The sequence below is a fragment of the Empedobacter sp. R132-2 genome, from assembly GCF_030324375.1.
In the GTDB taxonomy this organism is placed as follows: Bacteria; Bacteroidota; Bacteroidia; order Flavobacteriales; family Weeksellaceae; genus Empedobacter; species Empedobacter falsenii_B.
In genome coordinates, this window is record NZ_JACAGG010000034.1 from 16,844 (window position 1) to 32,594 (window position 15,751).

The 15,751-nt window shown below is 32.0% G+C and carries 16 protein-coding genes; 4 read left to right on the top strand and 12 right to left on the bottom strand.

Annotated features, from left to right (window positions below; all coding sequences use genetic code 11):
• Positions 1–32 precede the first annotated feature (32 nt).
• The 3 genes from HXZ69_RS12780 to HXZ69_RS12790 all read right to left on the bottom strand — a co-directional run bounded on the left by HXZ69_RS12780 (position 33) and on the right by HXZ69_RS12790 (position 4,120).
• Positions 33–533, bottom strand: a complete 501-nt coding sequence (locus HXZ69_RS12780) for a YqiA/YcfP family alpha/beta fold hydrolase (protein WP_280037347.1) — start codon at positions 531–533, stop codon at positions 33–35.
• Between the two features lie 114 nt (positions 534–647).
• Positions 648–3,770 carry a preprotein translocase subunit SecA gene (secA, locus tag HXZ69_RS12785; protein ID WP_125350181.1) on the bottom strand — a complete coding sequence of 1,041 codons (3,123 nt, stop codon included), beginning with the start codon at positions 3,768–3,770 and terminating at the stop codon, positions 648–650.
• Between the two features lie 128 nt (positions 3,771–3,898).
• Positions 3,899–4,120 (bottom strand): DUF2795 domain-containing protein, encoded by a 222-nt coding sequence (locus HXZ69_RS12790; RefSeq protein WP_019976296.1) that lies wholly within the window; start codon positions 4,118–4,120, stop codon positions 3,899–3,901.
• 170 nt (positions 4,121–4,290) lie between these two features.
• Here HXZ69_RS12790 and HXZ69_RS12795 point away from each other — a divergent pair, with 170 nt between their 5' ends.
• The gene (locus HXZ69_RS12795) at positions 4,291–5,232 is read left to right on the top strand and encodes an NAD(P)H-dependent flavin oxidoreductase (RefSeq protein WP_219035146.1); all 942 of its coding nucleotides are present in this window, start codon (positions 4,291–4,293) and stop codon (positions 5,230–5,232) included.
• Between the two features lie 60 nt (positions 5,233–5,292).
• Here HXZ69_RS12795 and HXZ69_RS12800 read toward each other — a convergent pair whose 3' ends face one another.
• The 3 genes from HXZ69_RS12800 to HXZ69_RS12810 all read right to left on the bottom strand — a co-directional run bounded on the left by HXZ69_RS12800 (position 5,293) and on the right by HXZ69_RS12810 (position 7,209).
• Positions 5,293–6,192 carry an MBL fold metallo-hydrolase gene (locus HXZ69_RS12800; RefSeq protein ID WP_219035147.1) on the bottom strand — a complete coding sequence of 300 codons (900 nt, stop codon included), beginning with the start codon at positions 6,190–6,192 and terminating at the stop codon, positions 5,293–5,295.
• 1 nt (position 6,193) lies between these two features.
• A complete protein-coding gene (locus HXZ69_RS12805; protein WP_219035148.1) occupies positions 6,194–6,649 on the bottom strand; it encodes a GreA/GreB family elongation factor in 456 nt (151 codons plus the stop codon).
• A 74-nt stretch (positions 6,650–6,723) separates the two neighbouring features.
• Positions 6,724–7,209 carry a TlpA family protein disulfide reductase gene (locus tag HXZ69_RS12810; RefSeq protein WP_286496206.1) on the bottom strand — a complete coding sequence of 162 codons (486 nt, stop codon included), beginning with the start codon at positions 7,207–7,209 and terminating at the stop codon, positions 6,724–6,726.
• Positions 7,210–7,325: 116 nt separating this feature from the next.
• Between HXZ69_RS12810 and HXZ69_RS12815 the strand changes: the two genes are divergently transcribed.
• Complete coding sequence (locus HXZ69_RS12815) at positions 7,326–7,793, top strand: DUF4268 domain-containing protein (RefSeq protein ID WP_052217563.1); 468 nt, start codon at positions 7,326–7,328, stop codon at positions 7,791–7,793.
• A 41-nt stretch (positions 7,794–7,834) separates the two neighbouring features.
• On the opposite strand, the gene HXZ69_RS12820 is transcribed toward HXZ69_RS12815, so the two are convergent.
• Positions 7,835–8,686: an ATP cone domain-containing protein gene (locus HXZ69_RS12820; RefSeq protein ID WP_286496207.1), complete on the bottom strand. Its 852-nt coding sequence runs from the start codon at positions 8,684–8,686 to the stop codon at positions 7,835–7,837.
• Positions 8,687–8,797: 111 nt separating this feature from the next.
• On the opposite strand from HXZ69_RS12820, the gene HXZ69_RS12825 reads away from it, so the two are divergent.
• Positions 8,798–9,382 (top strand): PhnA domain-containing protein, encoded by a 585-nt coding sequence (locus HXZ69_RS12825; protein WP_114999713.1) that lies wholly within the window; start codon positions 8,798–8,800, stop codon positions 9,380–9,382.
• 33 nt (positions 9,383–9,415) lie between these two features.
• On the opposite strand, the gene HXZ69_RS12830 is transcribed toward HXZ69_RS12825, so the two are convergent.
• The 5 genes from HXZ69_RS12830 to menA all read right to left on the bottom strand — a co-directional run bounded on the left by HXZ69_RS12830 (position 9,416) and on the right by menA (position 14,574).
• Complete coding sequence (locus HXZ69_RS12830) at positions 9,416–10,180, bottom strand: hypothetical protein (protein WP_286496208.1); 765 nt, start codon at positions 10,178–10,180, stop codon at positions 9,416–9,418.
• A gap of 125 nt (positions 10,181–10,305) precedes the next feature.
• A complete protein-coding gene (locus HXZ69_RS12835) occupies positions 10,306–11,109 on the bottom strand; it encodes a helix-turn-helix domain-containing protein (RefSeq protein WP_286477809.1) in 804 nt (267 codons plus the stop codon).
• A 101-nt stretch (positions 11,110–11,210) separates the two neighbouring features.
• Complete coding sequence (locus tag HXZ69_RS12840; RefSeq protein WP_038332211.1) at positions 11,211–12,842, bottom strand: ABC-F family ATP-binding cassette domain-containing protein; 1,632 nt, start codon at positions 12,840–12,842, stop codon at positions 11,211–11,213.
• A gap of 107 nt (positions 12,843–12,949) precedes the next feature.
• Positions 12,950–13,630 carry a metal-dependent hydrolase gene (locus HXZ69_RS12845; protein ID WP_286496209.1) on the bottom strand — a complete coding sequence of 227 codons (681 nt, stop codon included), beginning with the start codon at positions 13,628–13,630 and terminating at the stop codon, positions 12,950–12,952.
• 17 nt (positions 13,631–13,647) lie between these two features.
• Positions 13,648–14,574, bottom strand: a complete 927-nt coding sequence (gene menA / locus HXZ69_RS12850) for a 1,4-dihydroxy-2-naphthoate octaprenyltransferase (RefSeq protein WP_286496210.1) — start codon at positions 14,572–14,574, stop codon at positions 13,648–13,650.
• Positions 14,575–14,662: 88 nt separating this feature from the next.
• On the opposite strand from menA, the gene HXZ69_RS12855 reads away from it, so the two are divergent.
• Positions 14,663–15,508, top strand: coding sequence for a glycoside hydrolase family 25 protein (locus HXZ69_RS12855; protein ID WP_286496211.1), 846 nt, complete (start codon positions 14,663–14,665; stop codon positions 15,506–15,508).
• Positions 15,509–15,751 lie beyond the last annotated feature (243 nt).

The window sequence follows — 15,751 nt, forward strand, 5'->3', positions numbered from 1 at the left end:
TCCCAATAAATTAATTTATTGGGATTTTTTATCTACTTTTTGTTCTCCAAAAAAGTTTCAAAAGCTTTTTCGAATTCTTCTAATGTGATTAAATGTGTCATTTCAGCATCAAAAATCTGTTCGATATTTCCGTTTTGTTTTTGAAGATTTTCTACAAATTCAATCTGAAATTTTGGTTCGATCACATCATCTTTTAATCCTGTAAAAATTAAATTTGATTTTGTTGGAACTCCTTTTAATAATTGTTCTGGCAAAAAAGGTTTTAAACGTTCTACCGCTATTACAGCAGGATTAAACATCAAAACTGGAACATTTAACAATAATCCCAAATAATAACTTATCATTCCGCCTAAACTTGTCCCTGCAATAAATTCGATTGGTTCCTTTGTAAAATGTTCAATCAAATCTTGAATCAAAGTTGGAGCATTATCGTAATCAATTGATGGTGCATAACATTCTCCCAAAGAATCTAAATATTCTCTCTTTTCATCTGTTACAAAACCTTGGTAGCCGTGTAAGTATGCAAATTTCATTTGTTTAAAATTTTAATAATTTGATACTGAAAACTTTCAGTAGTTAATGTAAAAATACTAAAAAACCCTTTCAGAAAATTTCAGAAAGGGTTAAAGTTATATAAAAAAATCTTTTTAGTTTACTGATTCAGTTTCCTCTACAGATTCTTCTTTTTGAGTATTTGGTAATTCTCCTTTGAACAAGAACGAAATAATTTCTTTGTTCACTGTGTCTAACATTCTTTGGAAGATATGGAAAGACTCTTGTTTGTAAACAACCAATGGATCTTTTTGTTCGTAAACCGCATTTTGAGACGTTTTACGTAAGTCATCAACATCACGTAAATGCTCTTTCCAGTTATCATCAATCAAACTTAATACAACTGATTTTTCGAAATCTTTTATTAAAGTTTTACCTTGAGATTCGTATGCTTCTTTCAAATCACAAACAACTGTCATTTGACGAATTCCGTCTGTAAATGGTACTTGAATACGAGAGAACATATGTCCTTGATTCTCGAAAACATTCGAAATTACTGGGAAAGCTGTTTCTGCAACATATTTCATACGTGCTTTGTAATCTTCAATTGCTGCGTCGTACGTAATATTTGTTAAATCTTTGATTGATTTAGATCTAAATTCATCTTCAGTAACAGGAGTTCCCATTGTAAAGAATTTAATTAAATCTAATTCATATTGATCAAAATCTTCGAAATCTTTGTTAGATTTTACAACAGAAGCCGCAACATCATAAATCATATTTGCAATATCAACTTCCAAACGATCTCCGAACAATGCATTGTGACGACGTTTGTAAATTACTTCACGTTGTTTATTCATTACATCATCATACTCTAACAAACGTTTACGAATACCGAAGTTATTTTCTTCTACTTTTTTCTGTGCACGCTCGATAGATTTTGTAATCATAGAATGTTCAATCACATCACCATCTTTGTGTCCCATACGGTCCATTAATTTTGCAATTCTTTCTGAACCGAATAAACGCATTAATGAATCTTCTAATGAAACGAAGAATTGAGATGATCCTGGATCTCCTTGACGACCAGCACGACCACGTAACTGACGGTCTACACGACGAGAATCGTGACGTTCAGTACCAATAATTGCTAAACCTCCAGATTCTTTTACTTCTTTCGTTAATTTAATATCGGTACCACGACCAGCCATATTCGTTGCAATTGTTACAGCTCCTGGTTTACCAGCTTCTGTTACAATATCAGCCTCGCTTTTGTGTAATTTTGCATTTAAAACATTGTGATTAATTCCACGTAATTTTAATGCTTTTGATAATAACTCAGAAATCTCAACATTAGTTGTTCCAACTAAAACTGGACGTTTGTCATCTTGAGATAAACGAACAATTTCCTCGATTACTGCTTTATATTTTTCACGATTTGTTTTGAAAACAATATCGTTTTTATCGTTACGTAAAATTGGGCGGTTTGTTGGAATAGAAACAACATCTAATTTGTAAATTTCCCAGAACTCACCTGCCTCAGTTTCCGCTGTACCAGTCATACCTCCTAACTTATTGTACATACGGAAATAGTTTTGTAATGTAATTGTCGCAAACGTTTGTGTAGCTGCTTCAATTTTTACATTCTCTTTCGCTTCAATTGCTTGGTGCAATCCATCCGAATAACGACGACCATCCATAATACGACCTGTCGATTCGTCAACGATTTTTACTTCACCTTCAACCACAACATACTCGATATCTTTTTCGAATAATGTATATGCTTTTAACAATTGGCTTAAAGTATGGATACGCTCAGATTTGATTGAGAAATCACGGAAAAATTCTTCTTTCATTTGAAGAATTTCTTCTTTAGTTTTTCCTGAATTTTCAATTGCTCCAATATTTGTCGAAACATCTGGTAAAATGAAGAAATTCTCATCTTCCATTCCTTTAGACAAATACTCGATTCCTTTATCTGTTAAATCTGATTGATTTTGTTTTTCATCAATAACAAAGTATAAATGCTCGTCAACTTTTGGCATTTCACGGTTATTATCCTGAATAAAATGCGCTTCTGTTTTTTGTAATTGAGCACGAATACCATCTTGAGATAAGAATTTGATTAATGGTTTGTATTTTGGTAAACCACGGTAAACTTGGTATAATTTGAAACCACCTTCTTTTAAATCTCCTTGTTTGAATAATGTTTTTGCTTCGTTTAATGTTTTTCCTAACATCTCACGTTGCATTTGATATAAACGATCAATTTTTGGTCTTAATACATCAAATTCGTGACGATCTCCTTGTGGAACTGGACCAGAAATAATCAATGGTGTACGAGCATCATCAATTAAAACTGAATCGACCTCATCGACAATCGCAAAATTTAATTCACGTTGTACCAAAGCATCTGGTGTATTTGCCATATTGTCACGTAAATAGTCGAAACCAAATTCGTTATTTGTTCCATAAACAATATCAGATGCATACGCATCGCGACGACCTGGAGAGTTTGGTTGGTGATTATCGATACAATCTACTGATAAACCATGAAAAGAGAAAATTGGACGCATCCACGCCATATCACGTTTTGCCAAGTAATCATTCACCGTTACTAAGTGAACTCCACGACCAGTTAGTGCATTTAAGTAAATAGGTAAAGTTGCAACCAACGTTTTACCTTCCCCTGTTTGCATCTCCGCAATACGACCTAAGTGTAAAGCGGTACCTCCAATAAACTGAACATCGTAATGAGACATATCCCATGTTACTTGACGACCTGCTGCATCCCAAGAGTTTTTCCAGATTGCAGTATTATCATCTTTAAGAGAAACGAAATCGTGTCCACGATTTACCAAAACTTTATCAAACTCAGAAGCTGTAACTTCTAACGTTTCGTTTTCAGTAAAACGTTTCCCTGTTTCGCGCATTACAGCAAAAGCTTCTGGTAAGATTTCTAATAAAATCTTCTCTTCTACTTCGTATGCTTCTTTATTGATTTTATCAATTTTAGCGTATAAATCTTCTTTTACACCAAAATCTTCTGTTTCCTCAACTTGTTTTTTTAACTCTTCAATTTGAGTTTTGAAATCTTTAGTCGCATCAGCTAATTTAGCTTTAAACTCTAAAGTTTGCCCTCTTAATTCATCAATTGATAATGAACTAAGCTTTTGACCAGCTTCATTCGCTAAGTCAACATATTTTCGTAATTCTTTTACATCTTTGGCATTCTTATCACCTAAGAAACCTTGTAAAATTTTGTTTAAAATATTCATATTTTTCTGCGTTCTTCGTCAAAATTAGCCACAATATATTTGAGACTAATTAAGATGCAAATATACGTTAACTATGTTAGTTATAGATTATAGAATCGAAAAAAGCCCCAATTTGGGCTTTTTTATTTTTAATATTCGTCCTCGTTCCAAAGGAAATCGTCGTCCGTTGGATAGTCAGCCCAAATTTCTTCAATGCTTTCGTAAGAATCTCCTTCATCCTCAATAGATTGTAAGTTTTCTACAACTTCCAAAGGTGCACCAGTACGAATTGCGTAATCAATTAATTCATCTTTTGTTGCTGGCCAAGGTGCATCACTTAAATAAGATGCTAATTCTAAAGTCCAATACATAGCTTATATTTTTTATTATTAGTAGAGACAATTAAACTCTAATTTATTTTCTAAAATTTGATTTTTTGCAAATCAAATAATCTGCCAAAGTCAAACTGTCAGTATTTATGTTAAAATTAAATTTTTTCGTTCTCTATATTTATTTAATTTTATGCCTAAATATAACGAAAATGGACACGAATATAACAAAATTATTTGCAATAAAATATCCAATTATTCAAGGTGGTATGATTTGGAATAGTGGTTGGCGATTAGCGTCAGCTGTAAGTAATGCTGGAGGACTAGGTTTAATAGGTGCTGGAAGCATGTATCCTGATGTTTTACGCGAGCATATAAAGAAGTGTAAAGCTGCTACAAATCATTCTTTTGGCGTTAATGTTCCAATGCTTTATCCGAATATTGAAGAAATTATGCAAATTATTGTGGAGGAAGGTGTAAAAGTTGTTTTTACTTCTGCCGGAAATCCAAAAACGTGGACAGAAACTTTAAAAAAAGAAGGAATAACTGTTGCACATGTTGTCAGTAGTGCCAAATTTGCATTAAAATCTCAAGATGCAGGAGTGGATGCTGTCGTGGCAGAAGGTTTTGAAGCTGGCGGACATAATGGCAGAGAAGAAACCACTACACTTTGTCTTATTCCGAATGTGAAACGTCAAATCGATATTCCATTAATTGCTGCTGGAGGAATTGGAACAGGTTCTCAAATTTTAGCAGCATTTGCATTAGGTGCAGATGGAGTACAAATTGGTTCTCGTTTTGCTGCAACTCAGGAATCTTCTGCTAATCAAGCTTTCAAAGATGTGATTGTAAATGCGCAAGAAGGTGACACGCAACTTACATTGAAAGAATTGGCTCCTGTTCGATTGATTAAAAATGAGTTTTATAATCAAGTTCAAGAAAAATATCAACAAGGCACAACCGCAGAAGATTTGAAAGAACTTTTGGGTAGAGGACGTTCTAAGAAAGGAATGTTTGAAGGCGATTTGGTAAATGGAGAATTAGAAATTGGTCAAGTTTCATCATTAATCGATTCTATTCCGACAGTTGCAGAAGTTTTCGACGATTTATTAGTAGATTATCAAGTTGCAAAAGATAAATTAATTCGATTATAATCATCGTTCAGTTTTAAACACTATAAAAAAGCTGTCAAAAATTTTTGACAGCTTTTCGTTTTATAATCTTCCTTGTTCTTTTAATTTCCAATAACGCATTAGTCCATTAACAGACATCCAGCATGGATTGGCATATTCATACACCTGAATTTGATCTTCTGTTAAACCTAAGTCTTTATAGTTTTTTGTGACATAATCGACAAAAACAGGGACAATTTCTTCGGTCGGAATTTTATCATCATACATCGGTTTGATATAATTTGACCAATCATCTAAAGCTTTTTCTAATTGATCAAAATGATTTTCTAAATCTTCGTGATAACCATAATGCGTCGGATAAATTCCTTTTGCATTAATTTTTCTCAATTTAGCAATCGATTCTTTCCACAATTCAATATTAATATCTGGCGGCGGACAAGGAGGCGAAACAGGTCCATTTTCTATCTTCACCCCCGCTACATCACCTGTAAAAATAACATCGTCCAACACATAAGCATTGTGATGAACAGCATGTCCAGGCGTATAAACAGTCTGAAAAACAGCATCACCAAACTCCACACTTTGTCCATCTGCCAAACCAACCAAATATTCTTCGTCAATTGGTTTCATTTCTCCCCACAAACGATCCATATCGTCACCATAAATCATTTTTGCAGATTCCCACAATTTCTCAGGATTTTTCAGATGCGGTAAACCAATCGGATTTAAAAAAATTGTTGCGCCATGTTCTGTAAATTTCCATGCAGCACCAGCGTGATCAAAATGAATATGTGTAATTAATATGTTTTCAATATCGATTACCCGCCAACCTAAAGCTTCTATTCCTGTTTTCAGATTTTCGAAAGTGGAGTATGGGCCCGGATCGACTAAAACCGGTCCCTGTTCTGTTTCGATTAAATAAGTTGCGATAGCTTCCTTTTCATTTTGAAAATTCAGGTCTATTGTATGTATTTTTGGCATGCTATAATATTTCTTCTATGGTATATTTTATTCCATTAAATTCTATTTTATCGCCGGCTCGTTTTCCAACCAACGCTTCAAAAATAGGTGCTTGTGTACTAATTCCTACAAACTTTTTATTTTCCCATTCGAAATCTTTGAAAGATAAACCAATGACAAAATTAACTTTGTCAGTCAAAACAACATTTCCTTCCGTTATTTCATCAATCAACTCAGGGCGAAGTACTCTGAAGTTATTTAAATCTTCTGTTGCTTGATTAATTCTTATTTGTAAATTTCTGGCGGAATCTGTCGACTGACTTTGTTGTGCAAAATCATCAAGCTCTAAACTCGATTCTTCATCTAAATCAGCACTTTCAGTATAAATTCGCTCCGATTCTTTTAAGGCGTTTATTTCATCTTGTTTAAGTTGAATAAGATGCTGAATGACATCTTTTCTGATATGTTTTTTATTCATTTTTGTAGTTTTATGTTAGTATAAACTTACAAAAAATAAAAAACTCCTAAAAGTATTTTCAGGAGTTTTATCGTTTAATTAAGATATTCGGTAATGTAATCTTCTAATTCAAATTTTGTCATGGCTTGATCATGGAAAACCTTTTTCTCGCCTTTATTATAAATGATTGTTACAGGAATATTTCCTGCCCATTTCGGATCAAATGACGGAATCCATTCATTCATTCGTTTGGTATCATCCAACAAAACAACTTCTGCATTTATTTTATTGTCAAGCATGAATTTCTTTACTTTATCGATAATTTTTGGTCGATCCAACGAAACCAACAACATCTTGAAATTAGGATTGTCTTTGTATTTTTCGTTAATTTCCATAAACGCTGGAATCTCCTCTACACAAGGCGCACACCACGTTGCCCAAAAATTAACCACCACAACTTGATCTTTATAATTTGCTATTTTTTCGTGCAAAGCTTCATATTTTACTGTTTCTACAGATTGCGCATTTACAGTAGAAAAAGCCAAAATTCCCATTAAACCTAGGAAAGAAAATAGTTTCATATTTATTTTTTAAAAATATTTGTCAAATGTAATAGAACAAGAATCAATCCAAGCTATTTTTCTCGAAATTTTGTTGAATAGAATATTAAACCGATTTTTGTAAAAAAATAATCAATTTGTTTTCAAAAGAAGATGCTTATCGCATAAAAAAGGATTTTTGGATTTCGTATGGAACGTATATGAAATTGCAGATGAATGCCGAAGGAACGCGTATTAATTGGATAAATTACAAAACGGATGTAAAAGGTGTTTATTTTAGAACGGATGTCGAGCGTAAGTTTGCAGAGGTTTCGATTGAAATTTCGCACCCAGATCCGTCCGTTCAACTGATGATTTATGAACAGTTTGAGGAATATGAAAATGTTTTGGAAAGTTATCTTGGCGAAAAATGGATTTGGACAAAAGAAGATTATGACGAAGATGGAAAAATGATTTCGACGATAAAAATGCGTTTAGAAAACATTAGTATTTTTAGAGAAACTGATTGGCCGCAGATTATTCCGTTCCTAAAAGATCGAATGATTAATTTGGATGAATTTTGGTGCGATCACAAAGATAGTTTTGAAATTTTTAAAGAATTATAAAGCAAAAGAAGCTCAATATTGAGCTTCTTTTTTATTTCTGTTTAAGCAATTTCGCAGGTGAAATTCTCGATTTCTAATAATTCATTCGTTTCTTCCAAAACTTCGTTTCGTTGTTCTTGAGACAAGTTCAATGAATCTAAAAACTTATTATTTTGTTGTAAATCTTTCACCAAAATACATTCTTTCGATAAAAGAACTTTTTCTTGCTCTGGCGTCAAAGTCGTTAAACACGTAATTGGATACAAAGCCGCATTATCAACCAAATATTTGATACTATTTGTTTCAGGATAATCCCAAGAAATCAATCCAATTCCATAATAATTTGCAAAATCTATACTATCCGTCGTTAAATACGCATTCGTTACCAAGAAACCTTTTGTTGGTTTCATATCTCGTCCAAAAAAATGATACTTATGGCTTTCTACATCTTTCATTCGCGATAAAAAATACATCGGCGTTGTCACCGAAATTTTGGCATCTTCGTCATTTCTGAATTTACATTCACAGAAAAGCAATTGATCTCCTTTAGAAGCCACCACATCAATTTCGTGCGTTACCGCATTTCCTTGCACAATTTCCGAATGCAACGATTGATATCCTGCTGCTTGCATTACTTTTCCAATCCACTTTTCGAAATAATATCCTTCTGGTCCCAAATCTCTCAAAGCTCGTTTTAGGCTATAACGCGCTGCATACGAATTTCTATAATTTTTGAGATGAGCAAAAGCAATGCGATACAATTCTCTTGTCGGAATTCCGTCATAAAGATCTTTCGAAACTAATTCGAAAACTTCTTCAACTTCCTCTTTTTTTGCACCAGATTTCGTTAACGAACGTTTTAAAGCTTTTGAATCATATGGGATTAACTCGCCCGAGTTTTTCTTTACTAACATATTTTAAGGTTGAATTTTATTCTTAACGAATTTAAATAATTCTGATTAAAATACCTCAAAAGTTTAAATTCTAAATAAAGGTTATCTTTGCAAAAGTTTTAAAATCAATACATGAAATTAGATACATTTTTACAAGAAAGAAGTGGTAACCAATGCGAATTGACGGGAGTTACAGAAAATTTGGCTATTTATGAAGTGAATCCTGATGCGAGTAGTAATCCTGATCGAAATGTCTACATTACACAAAAATGTATTAACCAAATTGAAAAGAAAGAGGAATTAGATGCTTCTTTTTGGGAATCATTTTTACTTTCTTCTATGTGGAGCGAAGTTCCTGCTGTACAAGTACTTTCTTGGCGAATGTTAAACCGTTTTCGTAATGAATCTTGGGCTGCTGATGCTTTGGATATGATGTATTTGGATGACGAAAATATGGAGTGGGCAAAGGCATCTGGTGATCACGAAGGTGACGGAAGTGTCGATTTGCACAAGGATAGCAACGGAAATATTTTGGTGAATGGAGATACGGTGACATTGATTAAAGATTTAGATGTAAAAGGTTCTTCTATCAATGCAAAAATTGGAACTGCTGTGCGAAATATTCGTTTAGTTCATGATAATACAGAACAAATTGAAGGAAAAGTTGACGGACAATTAATCGTTATTTTAACGAAGTTCGTGAAAAAACAAGCATAAAAAAATCCACTCAGTTGAGTGGATTTTTTATTTTTATCTAATTCTTTTATAAATTTCAACTCCTTTAGCAGTCTCTATTTTCAATACATTATTATGGATATTAAATTTTCCTTTAAGAATAATTTCAGGAGTTTGATTTTCCTCTTGCATTCCTTTTAAATAAATTGAATCTTTTTCAAAATTATACATTCCTGAATTAATTGGTTTAAATGTAGAATTATTCACTTTTTGAAATGTATTAGCAGATTCAAAATAAATTCTTTCATTATTTTCTACATTTTCCCAAGCTCCAAAAAATTGATTTTGACTTAAAAATTTATCTTTTAACGTTATAATCAAAACAAAGAATCCAATGAAAACTAGAGGAATATAAATAAATTTCAGTTTACTTATTTTATTGATTTTAACCGTTCTTTCTTCTTCAAACAAAGGAGGAGTTTTTATAAAGTATTTAATCAATTCCTTATAATCTGACAGAAAAACAAATAACGTCATCATCGTTAAAACGACTGCCATTCCTTTTGCTCCATCAATATCATAAGCAAAATCCATCAGCAAAATATTAACCATAAACGTTAAGAAAATAATGATGCCAATTCTTGTTGTTTGCCTAAAAAACAAAAGCAAAGAACTGATAATTTGGGTTGAGGCGATGATTAAACCATACCAATATGAATAACCATAATAAAACCACGTAAGTTCGAATCCTGAAAGATTTCCTATTGGTTTGTCATAGACGCTTGGTTGCGATATAAATTGAGTTTCAAAAATTTTTGCAAAAGCGTAAGAAATAATCATGGTTGCTAAAAAATAGCGACAAAATGTATAGGTAAAATAGTGAATCTTTTTCCAATTGATCATGTAACAATAATTTATTGGCTAAACTATTTTAATAAAAAGATTCAAAATTGTAAGAATGTAAACTAATCAAAAAATTTCAAAAGTGTGTCCTTTTCTAAATCAACTTCCTTAAAAAATTGATTTGGTTTTAGTTTTGTGATTGATTTGAAATCTTTGATAAAATGTGATTGATCGTAATAATCATTTGATGACAATTCAGTTAAATTTTTACTTTCTTTTTTATTGAGTAAAGAATTTCTGAATCGATATACTTTTCTATATTCAGAAGGAGATTTTCCTAAATGTTTCTTAAAAATTCGGTTCAAATATTGCCTTGAAATTGAATATTTAGTTGAAATATCTTCGATTTTAATTTCATTTTCAACATCTCTAATTATATTTTCCATAAAAGATAAATCAACTTCTATCAACTTTGAAATCAAATATTTTTCTAATTCAATTGCCTTTTCATTGACTGTTAAATCAAATAATTCGGCAGAAAACGCTGTTATATCTTCAAACAAATTATAATCAATTAACGTCTTTTTACTTACTGAATTAAAATTAGTTATATCAAAATGAAATATTCCTAAAGGTTTAAAACAAATCGTGATTTCGTCGAACAAATGTGTATAAAAAATTCTCATCGGCTTCGAATAACTCAAAACCAAAGAACCAATAATTGTATTATCGTCAGAAAAACTAAGAAAAATATTCTCTTTTTCCTCCTTTACAATGGTGTTTTTATTGATTGTATAAAAGATATTATTATTCGGAAATGTCTCATATTCTACCCTTCCAGATTGTTTATCCTCTTTTATAAAATAATACCCATCTACATATTTCTGTAAAATTTTATTTTTCGGCTTGTAGTATTCAATATTCATAATAGAAAGTCCATTATCTCTTTAAATGTAAAGGTAATTTGAAACATTAAAAAAATCCTTAAAACTTAATTTAAGGATTTTTTGTATATCTAAAATTGAATTTATTTTTCTATTTCTTTCAAGTTTTCCATTTTCTTTGTTGCTAAGAATCCTTTGATATCTTCAAAATGTTCTTTGACACGTTTATTTCCAAACTCGAAAACTTTTTCTGCCAATCCATCTAAGAAATCACGATCGTGGGAAACTAAAATTACCGTTCCTTCAAATTCTTTCAACGCATCTTTGATAATATCTTTTGTTTTCATGTCCAAATGGTTTGTTGGCTCATCTAAAATCAAGACATTATAAGGCTCTAACAATAATTTTACCATTGCCAAACGTGTTTTTTCTCCACCAGAAAGCACTTTTACTTTCTTGTCGATATCATCACCTTTAAACATAAATGCGCCCAAAATACTTTTGATTTGTGTTCTGATATCACCTTCTGCAATGCGATCTACAGTTTCGAAAATAGTTAAATCTTCATCTAATAAAGCAGCTTGATTTTGAGCAAAATATCCGATTTGTGCATTATGACCGATTTCTAATTTTCCATCGAAATCAATTTCATTCATAATCGCTTTAATCATTGTCGATTTTCCTTCTCCATTTTTTCCAACTAACGCCACTTTTTGTCCTCGCTCGATGACCATATTCGCATCTTTAAACACAATATGATCGCCATACGATTTATCTAAATTTTCAACTACAACAGGATATTGTCCAGAACGTGCTGCTGCTGGAAACTTCAATTTCAAAGCTGAAGTATCAACCTCATCAACTTCGATAATATCTAGCTTTTCTAACATACGAACGCGCGATTGCACTTGTTCAGTTTTAGAGAAAGTTCCACGAAAACGTTCGATAAATAATTTATTTTCAGCAATGAATTTTTGTTGCTCATCATAGGCTTTTTGCTGATGAATTCTACGATCTTGACGCAATACTAAATAGTCAGAATATTTGGCTTTGTAATCATAAATTCGTCCCATTGTCACTTCAATAGTGCGATTCGTAATATTATCGACAAACGTGCGGTCATGTGAAATCACCATAACAGCTTTAGCTTGATTTTTCAAGAAATCCTCTAACCATTGAATTGATTCGATATCCAAGTGGTTTGTTGGCTCATCTAATAAAATCAAATCTGGTTTGCGCAAAAGAATTTTAGCCAATTCGATTCGCATACGCCAACCTCCCGAAAACTCAGAAGTTGATCGATCCAAATCTTCTTGCGCAAATCCCATTCCTTTCAAAACCTTTTCCACTTCGGCTTCGTAATTTACTTCTTCTATCGAATAAAATTTTTCACTGACTTCCGAAACGCGCTCGATTAACTTCATATAATCATCACTTTCATAATCAGTTCGTACAGTTAATTGCTCATTTAATTCATCAATTTCATTTTTCATTGATAAATATTCAGCAAAAGCTTTCGACGTTTCTTCGCGAACAGAACAATTATCTTCGGTTAACAAATGTTGTGGTAAATATGCAATTACCGCATCTTTTGGCGCTGAAATATTTCCCAAAGAAGGTTTATTGATTCCTGCAACAATCTTAAGTAAAGTTGATTTTCCTGCACCATTTTTACCCATTAAGGCAATTTTGTCATTTTCGTTTATCACAAAACTAACTCCACTAAACAACGTTGAAGAACCGAATTGAACGGCAATATCATTAACTGTAATCATAAATTTTATCGAATAATTGCGGCAAAGATAATCTTTTTCGAGTGAGAATAATTTAAATAAAAAAAGCTCGAGATAATCTCGAGCTTTTATATATTGTAAAGAATTTCTTAAACTGTTAAATCTTCACCAATTTCTAATAAAATCAATTGAATATGGCGCGAAAAGAAAATAGATTTTGCTTCTGCTTTATCAATTTTAATTGGTGGAAATGTATCGTAATGATAACCCAAAACCTTAGTTGCTTGCACATATTCTGCCGCAATAGAAGCACTTTTTGCACCCATCGTAAAGTTATCTCCGATTGGTAAAATTGCTAAATCAAGTTGCCCAATTGTATCTGGAATCAACTTCATTTCATATGTCAAAGCTGTATCTCCAGCGATGTAAACACGCTTTCCTTCACTTTCAATAATGTAACCATTCGGATCTCCTCCATACGTTCCATCAGCAAATGAACTCGAATGAAATGCAATCGTCGATTGAATCGAACCAAAATCAAAACTAAATTTACCGCCCGTATTCATTCCGTGTGCTTTCAAACCTCTTTCCGAATAATAAGAAGCAATTTCTGCATTCGAAACAATCAAAGCGTCTGTACGTTTTGCCAATTCTTCCACATCATAGACATGATCTTGATGCGCATGCGTAATGACAATATAATCTGCTTTTAAAGTTTCGAAATCGATGTTTTTTGCTAATTGATTTGGTGTAATAAATGGATCAACAACAATGTGTTTGCCGTTTGCTTCAATCGCAAGCGAGGCATGTCCTAAGTATTGAATTTTCATTATATATTTTTTTGTGATTAACGAATTAAAGTATCAATAAAATCGAAACCAATTAAGCTATATCCTAATAATACAGCGAAAAATAAAGCTAACATTGCTACTTGTTTCAAGAATGGATCGAAATCTTTTGGATCTTTTACCGCAAAAATTTGACGACGAATAGCATTTGCAAAAAAGATTAAAATTAAAAATACAAAACCAGATAATTTACCTGCTTTTAGAGGTGACACCGTTACATATAATGCGCTTAATGCGAATGGAATCGTCATTAAAGCCATTTGATAATATTTACTTTTTTGAAAACCTAATTTTGATGCAACGGTAATTTTATTGTTTTTGACATCATTTTTCACATCGCGCATATTGTTCAAATTTAGCACTGCCACACTCCAACATCCCATCGAAGCTGCAGGTAATAAAATTTGCCATTGAAAAACTTTAGAATATAAAAATTCTCCACCAGCAACTGCTAAAATTCCAAAAAATAAAAACACAAAAACATCACCTAAACCAATATATCCGTATGGCTTTTTTCCCATTGTATAAGCCATTGCTGCAAAAATAGACGCAACACCCAAACCAAGAAAAATGTAAATATATTTCATATCATTTGGATAAAAAGACACATACAACAATGCTGCAACGCAAACTAAAGAAATCGCAATCATAATTCCGATGGCAACTTTCATTTGGTTTTGTGTAATCAATCCAGATGCTACAGCACGCTGCTCTCCTACTCTATTTGCGTCTGTTCCTTTTACCGCATCGCCATAATCGTTCGCGAAATTTGATAAAATTTGGAAAGCCAAAGTTGTTAAAAGTGATAAGAAAAATATATCATTTCGAAAGATTCCTTCTGATTTTGCAATAAATCCAGCCAATAATAATCCACTCAAAGAAAGTGGTAATGTGCGAAGCCTTGCGGCTAATATCCATTTTTTCATACTGAACAAAGATAATGAAGATTTTACTTTTTTTATCATCGAAAATTGAAGTAATATTGCATAGAATTTATCTATTTCAACTACTAAAATGCCTCGTAAAAAGAAAACACAACAATCTATTTTTAATACATTAAAAAAAATCAAACTTTCGACTTATGTGATTAGTTTGCTGATTTTGTGCGTTGTTTATTTTGCGTATCGTTATCGCCATGGTATTCATTACTATTTTTCGGTTGTAGAAAAATCGCTGAAAGGCGAAAAATTGGTTGATGATAAAGTTACAAAATTTGATATCCGAAATATTGAGGTGATGGATAAATATTATCTCAAAACTTTTGGTGTTGATGTTTCGCATTATCAAGGAAAAATTGATTGGACGAAAATGCATACGATTTACAATTTGTATCCGATAAATTTTGCTTTTATCCGTTCTACAATGGGAACTTCGTCTATTGATGAGACTTTTGAGGATAATTGGGAAGGTGCGAAAAAGAATAATATTTTGCGTGGCGCTTATCATTTTTATCGTCCAGACGAAAATTCGACTTTACAAGCACAGAATTTTATTGCAAAAGTAAAATTAGAAAATGGTGATTTGCCTCCAGTTTTGGATATTGAAACCTTACCGAAAACACAATCCATGGATCGTTTAGTCGAAGGAATCAAGAATTGGTGCAAAATTGTTGAAGAGCATTACGATATCAAACCGATTATTTATACATCAGATAAATATTTTGAAGATTATTTACAAGATCATTTTGATGGTTATATTATTTGGATTGCCAATTACAATTTTTGGGTACAAGAAATGAAAGGGCATTGGGATTTTTGGCAATTTACCGAAAAAGCAACCATAGATGGTGTAAAACGTTATAAAGTTGATGTGAATATCTACAACGGGACCATTGATGATTTAGAAGGTTTGACGCTTTAGAAAATTAATGAATCAATTTTACAGCTCCTTTTTCATCATAAATCAATGTATCTTTTCTTATCATTAAAATAGTATTTTCTTCAATTATAGGGTAAAAATAACAATACTCGCAATCTTCATCAGGTATCATTATACTGTCTGAGTATGATTTATTTTTATTAATTTCTACCCGTTGTGCATTTTGATTAATAAAGAATAAAGTTGTTCATTTGATTGAAAATCAGTAAATTGTTTTAACTACAA

Bases quoted from the DNA above. Each gene is read 5' to 3' on its own strand.
- HXZ69_RS12845 (WP_286496209.1), bottom strand. From the start codon at position 13,630: ATGAAAATTCAATACTTAGGACATGCCTCGCTTGCGATTGAAGCAAAC.
- HXZ69_RS12790 (WP_019976296.1), bottom strand. From the start codon at position 4,120: ATGTATTGGACTTTAGAATTAGCATCTTATTTAAGTGATGCACCTTGG.
- HXZ69_RS12825 (WP_114999713.1), top strand. From the start codon at position 8,798: ATGAAATTAGATACATTTTTACAAGAAAGAAGTGGTAACCAATGCGAA.
- HXZ69_RS12835 (WP_286477809.1), bottom strand. From the start codon at position 11,109: ATGAATATTGAATACTACAAGCCGAAAAATAAAATTTTACAGAAATAT.
- HXZ69_RS12810 (WP_286496206.1), bottom strand. From the start codon at position 7,209: ATGAAACTATTTTCTTTCCTAGGTTTAATGGGAATTTTGGCTTTTTCT.
- HXZ69_RS12795 (WP_219035146.1), top strand. From the start codon at position 4,291: ATGGACACGAATATAACAAAATTATTTGCAATAAAATATCCAATTATT.
- HXZ69_RS12855 (WP_286496211.1), top strand. From the start codon at position 14,663: ATGCCTCGTAAAAAGAAAACACAACAATCTATTTTTAATACATTAAAA.
- HXZ69_RS12840 (WP_038332211.1), bottom strand. From the start codon at position 12,842: ATGATTACAGTTAATGATATTGCCGTTCAATTCGGTTCTTCAACGTTG.
- HXZ69_RS12805 (WP_219035148.1), bottom strand. From the start codon at position 6,649: ATGAATAAAAAACATATCAGAAAAGATGTCATTCAGCATCTTATTCAA.
- HXZ69_RS12830 (WP_286496208.1), bottom strand. From the start codon at position 10,180: ATGATTATTTCTTACGCTTTTGCAAAAATTTTTGAAACTCAATTTATA.
- secA (WP_125350181.1), bottom strand. From the start codon at position 3,770: ATGAATATTTTAAACAAAATTTTACAAGGTTTCTTAGGTGATAAGAAT.
- menA (WP_286496210.1), bottom strand. From the start codon at position 14,574: ATGAAAAAATGGATATTAGCCGCAAGGCTTCGCACATTACCACTTTCT.
- HXZ69_RS12800 (WP_219035147.1), bottom strand. From the start codon at position 6,192: ATGCCAAAAATACATACAATAGACCTGAATTTTCAAAATGAAAAGGAA.
- HXZ69_RS12780 (WP_280037347.1), bottom strand. From the start codon at position 533: ATGAAATTTGCATACTTACACGGCTACCAAGGTTTTGTAACAGATGAA.
- HXZ69_RS12820 (WP_286496207.1), bottom strand. From the start codon at position 8,686: ATGTTAGTAAAGAAAAACTCGGGCGAGTTAATCCCATATGATTCAAAA.